This is a genomic window from Syntrophothermus lipocalidus DSM 12680, from assembly GCF_000092405.1.
In the GTDB taxonomy this organism is placed as follows: Bacteria; Bacillota; Syntrophomonadia; order Syntrophomonadales; family Syntrophothermaceae; genus Syntrophothermus; species Syntrophothermus lipocalidus.
The window spans coordinates 343021-359629 of record NC_014220.1 but is presented as its reverse complement, the minus strand read 5'-3'; the positions used below and the strand labels follow the sequence as shown (position 1 = coordinate 359629).

Sequence of the window (16609 nt, the reverse complement as noted above, 5' to 3'; positions counted from 1 at the left end):
GGACAGATTCATTCCGGTTCTAAGCTATTATCCCGCCACCCACCACTACATCCCCCTGGTAGTACACGACCGATTGGCCACGGGTAACGGCTCTCTGGGGATGAACGAATTCGACCTTTATCCCTCCAGACACGGGAGTAAGGCGAGCCTGTGCCAACGGGGCCGTATATCGTATTTTTGCTTCAACCATTAGCGGCTCCGTCAGGGATTCGAAGGGGATAAAATTATTGTCTGTAGCCAAAAGTTCCTGGCGGTAAAGCTCCTTTTCTTCCCCCACCACCAGCGTGTTGTTTCTGGTGTCCAGGTCAATCACGTAGAAAGGCCGACCGGCCCTAAGGCCCAGGCCACGCCTTTGTCCAACCGTATATGAGATCAAGCCCTGGTGAGTCCCCAGCACATTCCCTTCTTGGTCCCGTATTGGCCCCGGAACCCCTTTTACCCCTTTGGCCGCCAGAAATTGGCGGTAATCCCCTTCTATGAAACAAACTTCCTGGCTTTCCTCTGCCTTGGCCACGGGCAGCCCATATTTTGCGGCGATTGATTTCGTCTCCTGTTTGGTCATGTTACCCAATGGGAACAATAAACGGCATAGCTGGTTCTGCTTAAGCCGATAGAGAAAATACGATTGGTCCTTTTTGGGGTCGACCCCTTTTTTGAGTAGATGTCTCCCGGTGGTCTCGTCAAGTTCCACCCGCGCGTAATGCCCGGTAGCCACCCACCGGCATCCTACGTCCCAGGCCTGCTCGAGCATCAGTCCAAACTTGACAAACTCGTTGCACACAACGCAAGGATTGGGAGTCAATCCTTCCTCGTACGTTCGGCAAAAGTAGTCGATGACCTGGCGTTTAAACTCAGCACGCAGGTCTACTACGTGGTGGCTAATCCCCAGGAAACGAGCAACTTCTGCTGCCTTTTGGCAAACTTCGGCCGACCAGTTCAGCATGGTCAACCCGATAACATCGTAGCCTTGTTCCTTGAGAAGCAGGGCGGCAACGCCGCTGTCTACTCCCCCGCTCATAAGCACTGCAACCCTTTCGCTCATACTTCCTCCGTAAGCTATAATTGAATTAAGAATTGAGAATTAAGAATGCAGAATTGCCGTTTCCATTGTCCATTCTTAATTCTTAATTCTTAACTCTTCATTCCAGTTCTAAATTATACGCAAACGAGCGTTAGGTCACTTTGAAGGGAGTTTTTTATGGATCTTTTCTCTTATCAAAGCCAAAACCAACCTCAGGCTTGGTCCCCTTTGGCGTTTAGGATGCGGCCAAAGGATCTTGACGAAATCGAAGGGCAGGCACACCTGGTCGGTCCGGGGGCACCTCTTCGCCGCATGATAGAAAGAGACCAATTGCATTCCATGATACTCTATGGCCCTCCTGGGACCGGGAAGACTACCCTGGGGAACATCATAGCCAAGAAGACACGTTCCCACTTCGAGTACTTGAAGGCAGTCAGCACTACCACGGCGGACATCCGCCAACTGGCGGGTGAGGCAGGACAGCGTTTGAAATTCTACGGACAGCGAACCATCTTGTTTCTGGATGAGATCCACCGTTTCAACAAGGCTCAGCAAGATGCCCTCCTCCCCATGGTCGAAGAAGGCATCTTCATTCTAATAGGCGCGACTACCGAGAACCCGCTCTACGAGATAAATTCGGCCCTGCTATCCAGGACCCATATATATGTACTGGAACCCCTGGATGAACAGGCAATCGAACGCATCCTCCTTCGGGCCTTGAACGATAAAGAGCGAGGCTTGGGCAAGTACGGGATCGAAATAACGGAGGAAGCCCTAAAAAGCGTCGTCATCGCAGCAAAAGGGGACGCCCGCACCGCCCTCAACCTGGTAGAAAACCTCTTTCTGGCAAAGTACCGGGAAGGGGAACGGCTGCTCATTACTCCCCAGGAAGTCGCGGAGGTGCACAGGAAAACGGTAATCAATTACGACAAAAAGGCGGATCATCATTACGACACCATTTCCGCCTTCATTAAAAGCATCCGCGGCTCGGATCCAGATGCTACGCTCTTTTGGTTAGCAGTAATGCTCGAGGGAGGCGAAGACCCCAGGTTTATAGCCCGCAGGCTGGTGATACACGCGGCCGAAGACATCGGGCTAGCAGATCCTCAAGCTTTGCTGATCGCTACCGCTGCCGCGCAAGCCGTAGAACTGGTGGGGCTCCCAGAAGCCCGCATCCCCTTGGCCGAGGCCTCGCTGTATCTGGCCCTGGCCCCCAAGAGCAATTCCAGTAAGGTAGGCATCGACGAAGCCCTAGAAGCAGTCCGGGATCTTCCTTTGATTAAGGTTCCCCTTCATATCGCCGACGCTTCTCATCCCAAGGCCGCAATCCTGGGTCGGGGAGTCGGTTACAAATACCCCCACGACTTCGGGGGCTACGTTGACCAACAATACCTCCCGCCGGAACTCGAAGGTAAACGATTTTACCACCCTTCCGGCAACGGCCGCGAAAAACAAGTTAAAAGCTAGCCACAGATACACACAGATACGGCACTGATTGACACTGATATTTTAGACGCTGATTAACGCAGATTTGCCACACACTATAGTCTATTATTGTTATTTACTGATTTTACCTAAGCATATTATATTTATACACGCGTTGTTATTCATACACGCTGCACTAGGCGATTATTTGGGGTTGAAACCAATGTTTATTTTATAATCATACGTTTATCAAGGCGTTGAAAAGGATTCCGCAGCAAAACCATTAGTATTACTAGAATACAGGAGTCAAAATCTGCGTCAGTCTGCGTCTGAATTATTTGAAATATCAGTGTGAATCTGTGCTAATCCGTGTTCATCTGTGGATCGTCCTACCCTAAAACCTTCTCGATAGCAGCTGCCAGCTCGCCTTTGCTCTGGTAGCCGATCAACCGTTCTTCTTCCTGCCCATTTTTGAAAATAATCAGGGTTGGTATACTCATGATCCCGTATTTTGCAGCCAGTGTCCGGTTCTCGTCTACATTTACCTTGCCCACTTTTAAACGGCCAGCGAAGTCCTGGGCAATCTCTTCCACCACCGGTCCCACCATCCTACAAGGACCGCACCATGCCGCCCAAAAGTCTACCAGGACTGGAATATCGGATTTTAATACCTCAGCATCAAAGTCATTCACCCCGAATTGTTGCACCGCTGACATAACAACTTCCTCCTTTCATTTCCGCGGTAAACACTGGCCCGTGGAAACCCTGACCAAACACCCAACTTCTCGAGCCAAAAATCCTTTTTCTTAAATTATAACACCAAGTGACCAATAGTAACCGCCAAGGCCAATGATATCACCGCCCAAAACAGGGTACGCAAGAATTCCCTTTTGACAACTTGTCTTAATTCCTCCATTTTGTGTTTGCCTCCTTTTTTTACCTAAGCTAAAAAAACCAGCCTTGAATATAATTTTATAGAACTCCCATGCCAGACCGGAGGTGATAAAGTGGAAACCGAAGACCTCTCCCGCATGTTGAATAGCGCCGAACAACTTCGCCAGCGCTTGGTTGACATCGATAAATCCCTCAAAAAAGGAGTATTCACGGTCAACTCCCAGAACAACCTAGTCTCTATTTCCATGAATTACCAACAGGAGGTCCTAGATATTTTCATCGATACGAGCCTTCTCTCTCCCAGTAAGGCCGGTATCCTCAAGTCCAGTGTGGTCGAAACCATCAACCGAGCTATTAAAATGGCCCGCGATAAGATGATAGAGGAAACCGCCAAAGCCATTAACCTGCTTCACATAAAGGAGTGAAAACCATGGACAAACAAGACCTTGTCAAACTGCTGTCAACTATCGTGTACGAGGTCACTGTCCCGGGCAAAAACGGGCACCTCGATATTCCCAGTTTAGTCGGCCTGCTCTCGCTCGTCAACCTTCTAGGGATAATCAACTACATTTCGACTCATTCCCAGGTGCAACCCGCCCCTATGGTGGAGAATTCGGCCGCGGAAACCCGAGACCTCTTAGCCGGTCTGCTCAGTTCCTTAAAATTAAGTTCGGGAGAAACCACTAATACTCAGAATTTGAACCCCCAAACCTTGATGCTCCTTCTGAACCTGCTGGCCAACCTTAACAAGAAAAAAAATGAAGAAAACCTCGAAGCACCAGCGGTAAGCGACTGATTAATACCATCCTCTGCCTCCAGCCCATGTCGAGGCTAGTTAACCATTACAAGTCTACCCCTTTCCCGCGAGGAATAACAGGAGCACAGTAACCATGTTAATGCGCGTTTCATAACATGTATTAACCCCAGGATATGACCTGCTCGAATGTCTTTGACCACTAGTCCGGTGGGTTAACTGCTGCGAAGGAGGGGTAGATCGACCAGGCCTTATCCCCCTCTTCGACGGGCTAGCCACCTCGACATGAAAGGAGGCCAGTAGATGAAAATGGATGGTTGCGGACGCGACAACGGCTTTTTGTTAATCCTACTCCTAATAATCCTGCTGTTTTGCTTTGACGGCTGGGGCTCATACTAATACGAAGAAGCCGCTATAATGCGGCTTCTTCTCCTTATAAAGACGGCATTCTCAATATCCTCCCCCGGCCCTCACTTCATCTCGCCTGAACCGTTGGGCCCCACCAGTATAATCATATCCGTTGGCCGGTAATAATCTTCGGACAAGAGAGTCTTTTCTACATCGCGGCCATTTTCGGAAACCACGCGGTATATCTTGACCAGATACCCCTTCTTCCCTGCCTGTTTTACCACGCGACTTCCCTCCGGCAGCGCCGGATCGCTTTTAACAACCACTCGGGGCTGGATCTCTTTTTTTTCAGTCTCCACCCTTATTTTCCGGCCGGCATACGTCTGGCACCCGAAAATCCTGGCAATCAGTTTGTCATCTTTGACCGATATTGAAATCATAACAGGGAAATCCGTGTTGTTCCTGAACTTCATGTCCGTTCCTGCAGTCGACGATATAGTAGCATCTAGACCTAAAGGAGCATAGCTGATAGGACGGGAGTGAGGCCGGCGCTCGATTATTTCCAAACCTGCCTGCAACACCGCGTTGTACAGAGTGGTAGCCACCTGGCATATTCCCCCGCCAACATCCTGTACTACCCGGTTATTAGCAAAAACAGGGGCTTTTTGATAACCATCCTTCTCGCTTCTAGGCCCTAGAGCCTCGTTTAGCGAGAAGACTTGATCCGGCATGATTATGGTTCCGTCGATAGAAGCGGCCGCAAGCTTAAGGTTATTGGTACGAGCCTTCTGGTTCGGGTCAAAGGTGGTCACGTATACACCTAGAGTATCTTTGACTGTTTTGATATCATCCAGCTTTACCCGGGGGTAAACGGTTTTAAAAGCGATGGACACAGGCCCCAGTTTACCTGCAGCTAGACTCTGTTCTAAGCGTCGAAGGGTTGTCTCTTGGTCAACCTTTCGCCCGTTTTCATGAGGTATGTATTCCAGAGAATCGTCCCGCCATATTATCCGCGCGTCCTTAGCGGGAACATCAAATTCGGAGCTCAGCTTTCTAATTACTTGTTCTAGATTCCCACGATTCCAAGTAAAAACTATGAGTAAGTCTCGACGTTTGGCTCGGCTCAAACTATGAATTACCATTCCCTGCCAACCAGCCCATCCCTCATCCTGACAACGGGCTAGGCTTTGCTCTATATCAATCCCTATATGGCAATCCTGTCGAGCTACACTCACGTTCTTATCCTTTGATGAAAACACTACTCCATTATCAATCCGTTCGGAGATACCGGCCAAAAGTTTCTCTTTGGCTTTTTCGTAGGGCAATCCTCCTACCGGGATACCTGCAATGAAGGTGTTAGGCGGGATTCTCCCGTTATCCTTTGCAGTCAAAACCAGAGACGTGCCCAAAACCGTGATGATGTACACTATGACCGCACCGGTCAATCCCCACCACAGCTGTTTCCTGTCAGGCAACATAAGCTTCTCCTACTTACGGTTTGATATTCTGTGATAGTTCGATAAGCCTACCGTGGGCCTCGGCGATATCCAAAACAGCTTCGTCTATAAGAGCACCTTCGGGTATGATTACATTGCCGGCATCGTCTCTAATCTCCTGAATAACCCTCTTGCCCATGAGGAACTGTCTCTGCCTTTCCACAAACAGCTTGGTTGCCGCGGATTCTCGTCCTGACTCCTCTCCCGAAACGCTTTGGCCTTCGTTCCCGGATGCCGCTACTTCCCCGGTTGTCGACGGGCGGCGGGTAGGCCCAACCTCGCCCAGTTTCTCTTCCACTACCAGTACGTCCTTACCAAAGGTAAGAACCTGATTAGCCCTGATCACCGTGGTTTCGCCTTCTCCATCCAGGGATTTAAACTCCAAACTGGTTATCTTACCGGTGTTTTCATCCACCTCATACTCGCTGACCACACCCAGCAGGTTACCTTTCTTGGTCAAGACCTTTGTCCCCTTCACTTTGATGTTTCGCTGGAGAAGGACGCTGGCATTGGTCGACTCGTTCAAATTGGTCAAAAGGTTCTCACTCTCAGTCGTGACCGCATGGGCCCCGATCCCCATGACAGCACGGTAGGGAAGAACCTTGGCCCCCACGTACCAGTTGCCCCCGTTCACCAAAAGGTATTCAATCGAACCCTCTTCCGGATTGATCACCAAGTCCTTTACCTGCCCAACCTCCTTCCCATCGACTATAGAAAAAACCGGCAGCCCAATGATCTCCTGGGTTTTTTTCATGGACCTAACTCCCTTCCCGTTTGATTATTTATTATGATACGCAGAAATAAACTCTTCCCAAGCCCTGCGCCTTATCAACCTCGGAATTTGTGAAGCTGGTAAATCGGGCATACCGATCTCCTGCAAAAGCCTTTTCGTGATTTCAAGCAACTTTTTCTCCCGGAACGCCGTTTCGCTTCTCGCCTCACCGATTGCCCCGTTTTGAGCCAGAGCATCCAATACTTCTAAGGCTTTACTGTAGTCTCCTGTCTCGCGGTAAAGGGTAACCAGTTCCATGCCTAACATAAAGTGAAGTTCAGGCTGGGTAGATACCTTCCAAGCTGCAAAGAAGCTGCTCGCAGCTTCACCATAGTCTCCCTCGGACTTGGCTCTAAATCCCCTGTCTATCAAGTTTTCAATGGCGGCTCCCGTTTCTGCCGGCGGTTCTTCAACAGCCGGAGTATCGGGTTGCGGGGCTTCATCTTCCGCTCCAGTACCCACAGGCCCGGGCAGTTCGATCGAATCGAGAACACCCTCTCCTATGAACCCGACTTCGCCCGCTGTTTGTCTCTCCGGACCCTCAAGCGGTACCGCAAGGTGTTGCGTCAATTCTGGCCCCTCACCACCCAAGAGCTCTGCTTCTTTATCCGGAGCCGATATTTCGGTTCCACCACTCGCACCTGCTTCGCCTTCTGTTGCCGGTTCAACTTCAGAGGCCAAAATTCCCAACTCTTCTATTACGTTCCTGGTACCTGCGGCTGAATCTGGACCAACCAGTACCGGCGGGCTTTCTTCTTCCGGTTCTGTTTCTATAACGATTGCGTGCTCCTCCGATTCTATCTCACTCGTCGCCCGACCATCGTTGGGAGTGCCTTCTTCAACAAGAACAAGCTCTTCGCTCATTGCTTCGCAAGACTCCAAATAGGAGCTTTGCCCTGCTTGATCCGACGCGGCTAGCTGAGGCTTCCCCCAGGTCCAAATCAACAGACCTGCTCCTGCAAAAATTACCACATGCAGCCCGGCAAAAGCAAACGGGTTCAAATTCGACGCCAGGACGGGGAACAATCCAACCAGCACCAAAGCAACCATCAATAAAAGCCCAATCGCTCTGGGGCTCAGTCCCCGTTTTTGAAGCCACTTAGAGCCCACCACTGCCACCGGCACAAAAATCACCAAGGCCACGGCCAGGTATTCCAACACAGATGCAAACCTCCCCAGTTTTTTCTTCGACAAGGTCCGTCTTTTTCCTTCTTTCACCTCCAGGTGCAACAGCTAATCAACTTTGCAGTCTGATTCAAAAATAGCCGCTAACCGCGTGCTCAGCACCATAAATGATCGAGCTATCTCGGTACACAATGGTCGGCTGGCTTTGTAACTACAGGCATTTTAAGATGTTCTGAACACTGAGTCAGTGCACGCCTATGTACCTTGGCGGAGCAAAACGTGGGAGAGACCCGTATTATGTATTGACCAAGGTTAATGTCATTTGTTCCAAATATTGTGTTATTCGACAGCCCTGTCTTAGTTCCTGCTGGTTTCACCAACTATTTACTGCCTAGGTCCTAATTAAAGAGCTAATCAGGGAGAGGAGGGACTTCATGTCCGACTACCGTCACCGCAAACTCGGGGCTATTCCCAGCCCCAAAGATCACCGCGATTTTCACGTTGCCCGTTTTGTGCAAGTCGAGAGGTCTTTCCCGGTTGAATTCAAGGTAGCGCCTCTGATACCAGAGCCTTACGATCAAGATGATGTAGGAGCCTGCGTAGCCTATTCTCTGAAAGCAATCAAAGAAATTCAAGAACAAAAAGAAAGGAATACGTACACTCGTTACTCCGCTGCTTACATCTACGGAGCCCGAGAGCAAAAACACTATCGGGGTGAAGGGATGATACCGCGTGAGGCCTTAGAAATCCTGCTCAAACGCGGAGTATGCCGGGAGCAATTGCTTCCGGGGATTTACCCATACCCGGTAGCAGCTACTATGATAACCGAGGCCATGCACCATGACGCCTACCCGCAAAGAATCAAGGCTTACGCCGCGGCTTATCGGGTTGAGGAAATCAAATCCGCCTTAATGGATCTGGGTCCGGTGATGGCAGTGATTCCAGTTTATGACAGCTTTTACCAGGGAGGCCACCTGCCCAGACCCGACCCCATCAAAGAGAATATGTACGGGTTTCACGCCCTGGTTCTGGTGGGCTGGACCAAAGATAACCGGTGGTTAGCCCTGAATTCGTGGGGAAAAGACTGGGGAGAGTTGGGGGGTTATTGTACCTTGCCCTTCGATTATCCATTCTCCGAAATATGGACCATAACCGATCTGGTAGTTCAACCCGAACCCAAAGTTTACGAGATCTTTGTTTCGCCGTGGCGCAAGGGCAGCCGCAGAGCCTGGCTGGTCCACATGGGACTGTTCGCTACCAAGGAGGAAGCAGTAGAACAGGTAATCAAGCCTCTGCAGGATGACCTAGCTAGGGCCGGTCAGAAGCTAAAAATCAACACCTGACACTTGCTCCCAAAAACCGCCACAGATGGACACAGATATCCCTTTTACCTCTAAAATATCTCCATCACTACCTAGAACAAGGGTTTCATTTTCTCCAGTGGTGGCACTTTCAAGTGTCATGGGAGTCTGCCCCCGAAATAGGACGCTGATCAACGTTGCCAGGCTCCATTTCTTGGGTGTGGTAAATGGTGTTGAAGGGCAGTGTGAGTTCAAGCATCGAAAAATCGAGCCGTCAAAAGCGACGGCTCAATTCATATTGTGTGCGGCCTAGAGGCCGTTGTGGAGGGTGCCTCATAATCGAAATGTTAATCTTCCTTAGCGTCTTCCAGGTAACTGTCTACCGCTTTTAGCTCTTGTTCCAGGTACCGGCGGTAATTTTTCAAAGCCTCCTGATTCTGGCCGGGGAAGCCTCCGAAAAAGCCCCAGAAACCGCGGCCGAAACCTCTTCCAAATCCTCTGCCGCCCAAGCCGAAAAATCCCCGGCCCAAGCCTCTTCCCATACGCCGGCCAGCTCCGCAGGGTCCAAAACCCCTTCCGGTCCCCGGTCCATATCCCAACGGTCCGGTTCCGTTAAATCCAGGCATTCTGTTCACCTCCCGAGATAATTATCCAAAAGAACATATCAATTTGGTCATATGCTCGATTTAATTCTAACCCCATTTTGAACATATGTCAATTATCTCGGGTATTAAATTATAAAAATTCAACTCAGAACTAAGCCTCTTCAGGCGCAGGGTTTTTCCCTTTCACCTCTTCGAGCAACCTTACCGTTATCTCTTCTACTGCTTCCGACTTGTAGTCTTCAATAGTACCTTCGTCAGCCATCTCGATTAACTCAGGATCCCACTTCAAGCTCCCTAAATAAGGAATGTTCATTTCCTCCGCGACTTTTTGGCCGCGGTTGCGCCCGAAGACTTCCAGGAAGGTTCCGCAGCACGGGCATACCACACCGCTCATGTTTTCAATCAGTCCCAAAATAGGCTTGTCCAGCTTTTGTGTCATTTTTATCGATTTTTTGACCACCATCGATACCAGGTCCTGCGGGGATGTGACTATCACTACTCCGGTAACCGGCAGGCTCTGCAAGACCGTTAGAGGCACATCCCCGGTGCCGGGTGGAAGGTCCACGATCATGAAATCCAGTTCGCGCCAGTCCGTTTCCTCCCAAAACTGCTTTACCCCCCCGGCGAGAAGCGGACCTCTCCAGATTATGGGATCATCCTCGTTGGGCAAGAGCAGGTTGATGGACATGAGCTTGATACCGGTCCGGGTTTCCGGCGGCTGTATGCCGAACGGGGTCACGCCCGGGCTCCTCGCAATGCCGAACGCTTTTGGAATACTAGGACCTGTGATGTCCGCATCCAGTATCCCGACCTCGTAGCCTTTCTGTCTCAGGCTGAGAGCGAGAAGACTGCTGACCGTAGACTTGCCTACCCCGCCTTTCCCGCTCATCACCGCGATCATGTTCTTGACGTGGTTAAAGCAACCTACCAGAGACTTTTCCTCGATGGACTGAGCTTGACTGCAGCTCCCATCTTGGCTTGAGGGACAGGTTTTGCAACTCTCACCGTTACTCACTCAAACATACCTCCATTTCTTTCCAAATAGGTTTCACGATTTCGGCTATATCTTTAGAATAACTCACAGGGGGTAAGCAGCAATCAATCGCGTGCAAAAAGTCTTCGCGGTAAGGGACAGATCCCCAAACCGCAATCCCTTTATCCCTGCAAAACTCCTTTATTTCTTGGGTTTTGATGGGACTGAGATCGCACTTGTTGATTACTACCCCGAACCTTACCTTGAAATGCTCGCAGAGTTCTATGACTCTCTGCATGTCGTGGATAGCAGAAAGCGTCGGTTCCGTAACGATAGCCGCCAGGCTACATCCTGTAATAGCCGCTATGGCCGGGCATCCGGTACCAGGAGGTCCGTCGGTTATGATGTAACGCCTCCCATTGGTCTTCGCCGCTTCTTTCGCTTTACGCCTTAGAAGAGCTACCAGTTTACCGGAGTTCGGCTGCCCCGCCCGCAGCCGCGCGTGAAACATGGGCCCGTAAACCGTCTCCGACCGGTACCATTCTCCGGAAACGCGGTCTTCCATGCGGATCGCTTCTACCGGGCAGATACGGGAGCAAAAACCGCAGCCTTCGCAGTCTAGGTCCGAAACCTGGTAATCACTAATGGCGCCGAAACGGCAGATTTCCATACACAATTCGCACTTTACGCACTTCTCCGGATCCAACCACGCTCGCCGCGAGGCTGAAAAAGCCTCCGACTCCCTCGGTTGAGGCTGCAAAAGGATATGAAGGTTGGGTGCCTCCACGTCGCAGTCGCAAATCACAGAACTACCTGCCAGCACCGCTAAAGATGAGGATAAACAGGTTTTGCCGGTCCCCCCTTTACCACTGATTATCACCAACTCTTTCATCTTATCACCAGTCCCTCTATCTTGCCAACGAGCCCGGCAAACATGCCCGCATACCGCGGTAAGCTTCTGGTAAAAAGCCTCCCCTCCGCATAACAGAAGGCTATCTCGCGATCAAAAGGGATGCGCATCAGTACGGGAATGCCCCTTTCTTCAGCGTAGCAATCGATTCTGTCCCATCCTTCTCGATACCGGTTGATTATGATGCCTGCCGGGATCTCGAGCTGACCCACAAGGTCCACCATCAACTTCAAGTCGCTCAGGCCAAAAGGGGTAGGCTCAGTTACAAGCAGGCAAAAATCCGCACCTCTAACCGCTTCTACCACCGAGCACGACGTGCCCGGAGGAGCATCCATTATAACCAACCGGTTTTTCATTATCCTGTGCTTCAGTGCCTGGATAACAGTTGGAGCCGCTACTTCCCCTATATGGAGCTTCCCCTGAGCAAAGACGATATTATCTATTTCAGCTCCCTCGATTACCCCGACCTCCCGTTCCACCTCCGAAATGGCCTTCGTCGGGCAAAAATACGAACAAACCCCGCATGAGTGGCAGAGCTCCGGGAAAAACAGTATCTCTTCCGTCAAAGGTACCAGAGCATTGAAAGCACAGACATCCCCGCACAAACCACATAGATTGCAAAGCCCGTAATCTACAGAGGGCACTTGGGTGTAAACCTCGGTTCGCTCGCTAATCTCCGGCTTCAGGAACACGTGGGCATTAGGCTCTTCCACGTCCAGGTCCAAAAACTGCACCGGCTGATGCTCGGCTGAACTGGCTGCTAGGTTTGTAGCCACTGTAGTTTTGCCGGTACCGCCTTTCCCGCTGGCAACTACGATAACCACGGTTTTGCCCCCTCACCGGTGCTCGCAGTCGTGCCCTCCGTGATGGTCACACACCTCACCTGTCCCTTTAAGTTCTCCGGCCACGTATGCTTCAACAGCACCGCGGATGGATCCACGTACACCGGTTATGGTTTTTATGCCCAAACTCTGAAACAGCTCCACCGCCTTAGGTCCCATACCGCCGGCTATCACCACGTCCACTCCCTTATCCTTTAGAAACCCCGGCAGAAACCCGGGCTGGTGCCCTGGATTATCTACTGTCGTCATGTTGGTGACATTTGTCCCCTCGACATCGAACAGGACGAACTGTTCACAGTGTCCAAAATGTTCGGACACCATATCCCCTTCTCTTGCCACCGCAATCCTCATCTTTATAACCCCCTAGTTTAATTATTAGGCATGTCCATTTTCCCCAATTTGCCTTGGATGAATAGTTCCAGGCTTTCCTGGATGGTGCCGGTCAATCCTCCATAAACCGGAATGCCAGCCCTGGCTAAAACCTCAAAGGCCTTTGGCCCTATGTTGCCCACAATCACCGCATCGATTCCCTGTTTCAGCAACGCACGGGCAGCCTTGACCCCAGCCCCGCTACTTTCGGACGCATCGTTGGCCACGAAAGTCACGCTTTTCGTATCAGTGTCAACAACTGCAAAGTAGCGGCAACGCCCGAAACGCTCGTCTACTCTCGCGTTGTCAGAATCTTGTTCCACGCTCATAGCTACTTTCATGTCTTCACCTCCTATTTTTGGTTATAACCACAGATACACACAGATTTATCGCGGATTTGCACAGACATAATTGTTTTTAGTATTAGCATCTTGTTTGGACATTGGTCGATGCAGACCATCATGACACGTAAAAGCGTCAGTAGGACGTGGAAAATAGATTCTATCTTCGGTACAGAGTGGCGCAAATACTTGCCACGATATGCTAAAGTTGGGAACATCACCCTCTACAATCCATTGTCCTCGTAATGTCCCAGCACCTGCTCGCATTTGGGACACTTAACACTTCCTTTTTCAATCAGGCTGTACTGGCAGCGCGGGCACTGCAAATGCTCCGGATCGAGATGATAAGCCCCTCCTTCGATGCGCAACGCCTTGCCTTCGATCAAAACCTCTGCCACTTTCCGCCTGGCTTCCACCAGGATGCGCTGGAAAGTCGGTCGAGAAACACCCATCCTTTCGGCACAGGCCTCCTGGTCTAACCCCACCAGATCTTTGAGCCTGATAGCTTCCATCTCCTCGATCCTCAGAACAACCTCTTCAAGGTCGTAAGCGGGAATCCCTGCCGGTTTGAACAGCGAACACAAGCGAACACATGGGTACGTGCCCGACCCTTCTCCGTTTTCTGTGTCTAGGCAATGCTCGTTTCACTCCCTGCTGTTTAAAATCGTCCGCACGTACTGAGCATAAGTTCAAATTACATGATAAAATGATTCTGAACATATGTCAATATAAGAATATTCTGCCCATTATGGCCGACCCCGATAACCGATTCACCGCAACAAGTTGGCGGCCTCAGAAAGGTAACCCTTCTCTCTATCTGGCACTGGCACCAGAAACGTCGCCGGTTAAAGGCCCACATCAGTCTGTTAGGCGCCTGAAAGCTAGGAAAGGTGGGAAAGCAGTGAAAGGATTAATTTTTCGTTGGGCTGTTCGAAGGCTGGTTAAGAAAGGAACGGCAAAGGTAACCCGCCAGTTGGTCCGGGGAATTCTATACCCGGCAGGAACGGCTTTACTGACAAAAGTTATTAGCAATAAGACTTCCCCGCCATCGATTGAATCCTCTTTCTCGGCTTCGGACAGGATTATTTCCAAAGACTTATCTGAAGCGACTAACCACACTCCACCACAAAGCTCACAAGATAATCAAACGGCTCCTTGAGGTTCTCTACAGAAAGCTCCCATACCGTCTTCCCGGCCCCGGGAAGATCTTCGATGCGGGTTCAGCCGGGCACGGGATTGGCTATCCGCTCCTCCCCCCAGACCTCGATCAGGGTCATCAGCTTGTTCTCATTTTCTTTCCATTCCCGCGGGTTGACCCGGTTAGGAACGACGAGGTCAATCCCGGTTTCTTTTTGCCTTATCGATTGTACCTTTCTCTCTATCCGATCCAATTCATCCCTGTCCGGCATGTCGCCTGCGAACCCGATAACAGCCATGACCACATCAGCCCGAGCTAACACTTCAGCCCCTGGCGGGTCGGTAAGCTCCAGGTCAACCACCGCAACACCCGCTCTTTCATCTATTCCTTGCCTCAGTTCCTCCCAGGAGGCGAGCGCCAAGCCTGAGGGCAACCCGGACAACTTTTCCAACCACCGCCGAGCCGCCGAATCTCGCCCCATGTCCACGATAGCTACAGGGTACCCGCCGCGGGCCAAACCACAAGCCAGGTTCACTGCCAGAGTAGTCTTCCCTGCCCCTTCCCTAATAGAAGTAACCGCCACCAGTTTCATATCCATCACACCTGCCATCCAGTCATAGTCAATAACCATCCATATTATGCCAAATAAATACTCAACCTCAATTCAACTAACCCAAACGTCAGAAGGTCGTGAACGTGTCAGCAGACCGCCAATGCGCAGAGCTTGTGCATAAGCTTTTTTTATAAATGCCTCCGGATCCCCCCTGCTCCAACCACCATCGGCGCACACCTCCAAACTCAGGAAACCCCGGTAAGTGGCCTGCGGAAAAACCCTGCCGATTTGTTCCCAGTCGATAACTCCTTCGCCCGGCAGCCAGTGCCGGTCCCGCATCCCGTCGGTGTCGGAAAAATGCGTGGCAACCAAGCGCCCGCCCAGTTCCGAGAGCAATTGAGGACTGTCAGGGTTGTAAAGCAGGTCGTGCGAGCTATCATAACACAGCCCCAAGCAAGGGGATTCGATTTCAGAAAGAACAAGGCGAAGATAAGAGGTGTGGTCAGTGTTTTCCAGAGCCAGAATTATGCCCCCTTGCTCCGCGACTCTCAGGATGCGGCCGATGCTTTCCACGCCGTATTTCAATACACCCGGCGGGGCAGGTCCATCTGCTATGTGCATCACCATCACCGGAATATCGTACCTGATACAATCCTCAACCCAAGCCATGTGTTTCTTCACTTCGGCCTCTCTGACCGACCGGTTTTCGTTCCACAACGCGTTGCACCCGTCATATGGAACGTGTATGTTCTCCAAGAGCAAACCGGATTCCCGTACCATACGCGGCATGTTCTCCTTTTTAATTCCCGGATATCCCTGTTCGTCCTCCCACCAGACAGAAGTAGCACCAAACCCGGCCTCTTTAATCATCCTGAGCCTCTCGCTCAGCGGGAGTACAAACCCGAACCAAGAAAAAATACCCAATTGAAATCCTGAGCCGGGCAATCGCAACTCCCTCCATCTCTAGGCATGTGCGCCTGACCTAATTTGCAATACAAAAAGTAATGCCCTCACCAGTTATGACCTCAATAAAGCTATTCGATGTAATCGACCGAAAACCTTGTCTTGAACCGATACAAAATCGAATAAAACGGCTTGCCAAATACCATGGCAAAAACCACATTACCGATGGCGTGTAAAGTATCTGCCGGCAGGCTGGCCGCATAAGCGGCCACAAAGGTCTTCCACGTCAACGGGTAAACAAAGCCTACCCAGTACCAAAAGTCCATCACCCAGCCGAAAAGATACCCGCACACCCCGCCCACAACCGCGAAAATAGCAGAATTAAATCCTTTCTGGTACCTGGCCAACGCCCCTGCAATCACCCCGCACACGCCCCAGCAGAACATCTGCCAGGGAGTCCACGGCCCCTGTCCCAGAAAGAAATTCGAAACCAAGGCGGCAACCGCACCGACCACAAACCCCATTTGCGGCCCAAAAACATACCCGGTTATCATGACCACAAAAGTCGTGGGCTGGAGCCCCATGATCGCCGCAAACGGTACCCGAGATATGGCAGCCAATGCCGACATAGTAGCGACAACCGCCATCTGCCTGGAGTTGACCCTACCCCATTCGAACCGCCACAATACAACCCCGATAACCAAAGCGATACCCACGGTTAACAGTAAAGCCCAGTTCACTTCCCTGCTGAACCACAGCTTCGCAAACAAACCCGATATTAACGACAGGACCACAACCGTAAAGGTTAATTTAAGAGCTTTTCGGTTCATGTTTCATTG

Annotated in this window: 19 protein-coding genes; 4 read left to right on the top strand and 15 right to left on the bottom strand. The window is 50.9% G+C overall.

Translation table 11 applies throughout. The annotated features are described in order from the left end of the window. Positions 1-19 precede the first annotated feature (19 nt). Complete coding sequence (mnmA, locus tag SLIP_RS01705; protein ID WP_013174538.1) at positions 20-1042, bottom strand: tRNA 2-thiouridine(34) synthase MnmA; 1023 nt, start codon at positions 1040-1042, stop codon at positions 20-22. 156 nt (positions 1043-1198) lie between these two features. Here mnmA and SLIP_RS01700 point away from each other — a divergent pair, with 156 nt between their 5' ends. Beyond that, the gene (locus tag SLIP_RS01700) at positions 1199-2488 is read left to right on the top strand and encodes a replication-associated recombination protein A (RefSeq protein WP_013174537.1); all 1290 of its coding nucleotides are present in this window, start codon (positions 1199-1201) and stop codon (positions 2486-2488) included. Positions 2489-2835: 347 nt separating this feature from the next. Here SLIP_RS01700 and trxA read toward each other — a convergent pair whose 3' ends face one another. Next, positions 2836-3162 (bottom strand): thioredoxin, encoded by a 327-nt coding sequence (trxA, locus tag SLIP_RS01695; RefSeq protein WP_013174536.1) that lies wholly within the window; start codon positions 3160-3162, stop codon positions 2836-2838. 291 nt (positions 3163-3453) lie between these two features. Between trxA and SLIP_RS01690 the strand changes: the two genes are divergently transcribed. Both SLIP_RS01690 and SLIP_RS01685 read left to right on the top strand, forming a co-directional pair. Next, positions 3454-3765, top strand: a complete 312-nt coding sequence (locus SLIP_RS01690) for a YbaB/EbfC family nucleoid-associated protein (RefSeq protein ID WP_013174534.1) — start codon at positions 3454-3456, stop codon at positions 3763-3765. 5 nt (positions 3766-3770) lie between these two features. Next, positions 3771-4136 carry a hypothetical protein gene (locus SLIP_RS01685; RefSeq protein WP_013174533.1) on the top strand — a complete coding sequence of 122 codons (366 nt, stop codon included), beginning with the start codon at positions 3771-3773 and terminating at the stop codon, positions 4134-4136. A 428-nt stretch (positions 4137-4564) separates the two neighbouring features. Here the strand turns inward: SLIP_RS01685 and SLIP_RS01680 are convergent, their stop codons facing one another. From SLIP_RS01680 to SLIP_RS01670, 3 genes are read right to left on the bottom strand one after another with little or no spacing between them, the layout of a single operon-like run. After that, positions 4565-5917, bottom strand: coding sequence for a VanW family protein (locus SLIP_RS01680; protein WP_169303741.1), 1353 nt, complete (start codon positions 5915-5917; stop codon positions 4565-4567). Between the two features lie 16 nt (positions 5918-5933). Further along, positions 5934-6692: a PRC-barrel domain-containing protein gene (locus SLIP_RS01675; protein WP_013174531.1), complete on the bottom strand. Its 759-nt coding sequence runs from the start codon at positions 6690-6692 to the stop codon at positions 5934-5936. Positions 6693-6716: 24 nt separating this feature from the next. Then, complete coding sequence (locus SLIP_RS01670) at positions 6717-7871, bottom strand: hypothetical protein (RefSeq protein WP_013174530.1); 1155 nt, start codon at positions 7869-7871, stop codon at positions 6717-6719. Positions 7872-8269: 398 nt separating this feature from the next. On the opposite strand from SLIP_RS01670, the gene SLIP_RS01665 reads away from it, so the two are divergent. Further along, the gene (locus SLIP_RS01665; RefSeq protein WP_013174529.1) at positions 8270-9178 is read left to right on the top strand and encodes a C1 family peptidase; all 909 of its coding nucleotides are present in this window, start codon (positions 8270-8272) and stop codon (positions 9176-9178) included. A 305-nt stretch (positions 9179-9483) separates the two neighbouring features. Here SLIP_RS01665 and SLIP_RS01660 read toward each other — a convergent pair whose 3' ends face one another. The 10 genes from SLIP_RS01660 to SLIP_RS01610 form a co-directional block, all read right to left on the bottom strand. Next, on the bottom strand, positions 9484-9762 hold the full coding sequence (locus SLIP_RS01660; protein ID WP_013174528.1) for a DUF5320 domain-containing protein: 279 nt from the start codon (positions 9760-9762) through the stop codon (positions 9484-9486). Between the two features lie 130 nt (positions 9763-9892). Beyond that, entirely contained in the window at positions 9893-10756 is an 864-nt protein-coding gene (locus tag SLIP_RS01655) for an Mrp/NBP35 family ATP-binding protein (RefSeq protein WP_013174527.1), read from the bottom strand. Further along, positions 10749-11606 carry an ATP-binding protein gene (locus tag SLIP_RS01650; protein WP_013174526.1) on the bottom strand — a complete coding sequence of 286 codons (858 nt, stop codon included), beginning with the start codon at positions 11604-11606 and terminating at the stop codon, positions 10749-10751. The genes SLIP_RS01655 and SLIP_RS01650 overlap by 8 nt, the downstream gene beginning before the upstream one ends. Beyond that, positions 11603-12448 carry an ATP-binding protein gene (locus tag SLIP_RS01645; RefSeq protein WP_013174525.1) on the bottom strand — a complete coding sequence of 282 codons (846 nt, stop codon included), beginning with the start codon at positions 12446-12448 and terminating at the stop codon, positions 11603-11605. The genes SLIP_RS01650 and SLIP_RS01645 overlap by 4 nt, the downstream gene beginning before the upstream one ends. Before the next feature lie 12 nt (positions 12449-12460). Beyond that, the gene (locus SLIP_RS01640; protein ID WP_013174524.1) at positions 12461-12817 is read right to left on the bottom strand and encodes a NifB/NifX family molybdenum-iron cluster-binding protein; all 357 of its coding nucleotides are present in this window, start codon (positions 12815-12817) and stop codon (positions 12461-12463) included. A 17-nt stretch (positions 12818-12834) separates the two neighbouring features. After that, positions 12835-13176, bottom strand: coding sequence for a NifB/NifX family molybdenum-iron cluster-binding protein (locus SLIP_RS01635; protein ID WP_013174523.1), 342 nt, complete (start codon positions 13174-13176; stop codon positions 12835-12837). Positions 13177-13400: 224 nt separating this feature from the next. Next, positions 13401-13760 carry a DUF134 domain-containing protein gene (locus SLIP_RS01630; RefSeq protein WP_013174522.1) on the bottom strand — a complete coding sequence of 120 codons (360 nt, stop codon included), beginning with the start codon at positions 13758-13760 and terminating at the stop codon, positions 13401-13403. Between the two features lie 636 nt (positions 13761-14396). Continuing rightward, positions 14397-14906 carry a nucleotide-binding protein gene (locus SLIP_RS01620; RefSeq protein ID WP_041432595.1) on the bottom strand — a complete coding sequence of 170 codons (510 nt, stop codon included), beginning with the start codon at positions 14904-14906 and terminating at the stop codon, positions 14397-14399. A 72-nt stretch (positions 14907-14978) separates the two neighbouring features. Further along, positions 14979-15737 (bottom strand): sugar phosphate isomerase/epimerase family protein, encoded by a 759-nt coding sequence (locus SLIP_RS01615; protein WP_148216487.1) that lies wholly within the window; start codon positions 15735-15737, stop codon positions 14979-14981. Positions 15738-15901: 164 nt separating this feature from the next. Further along, complete coding sequence (locus tag SLIP_RS01610) at positions 15902-16600, bottom strand: ECF transporter S component (protein WP_013174518.1); 699 nt, start codon at positions 16598-16600, stop codon at positions 15902-15904. Positions 16601-16609 lie beyond the last annotated feature (9 nt).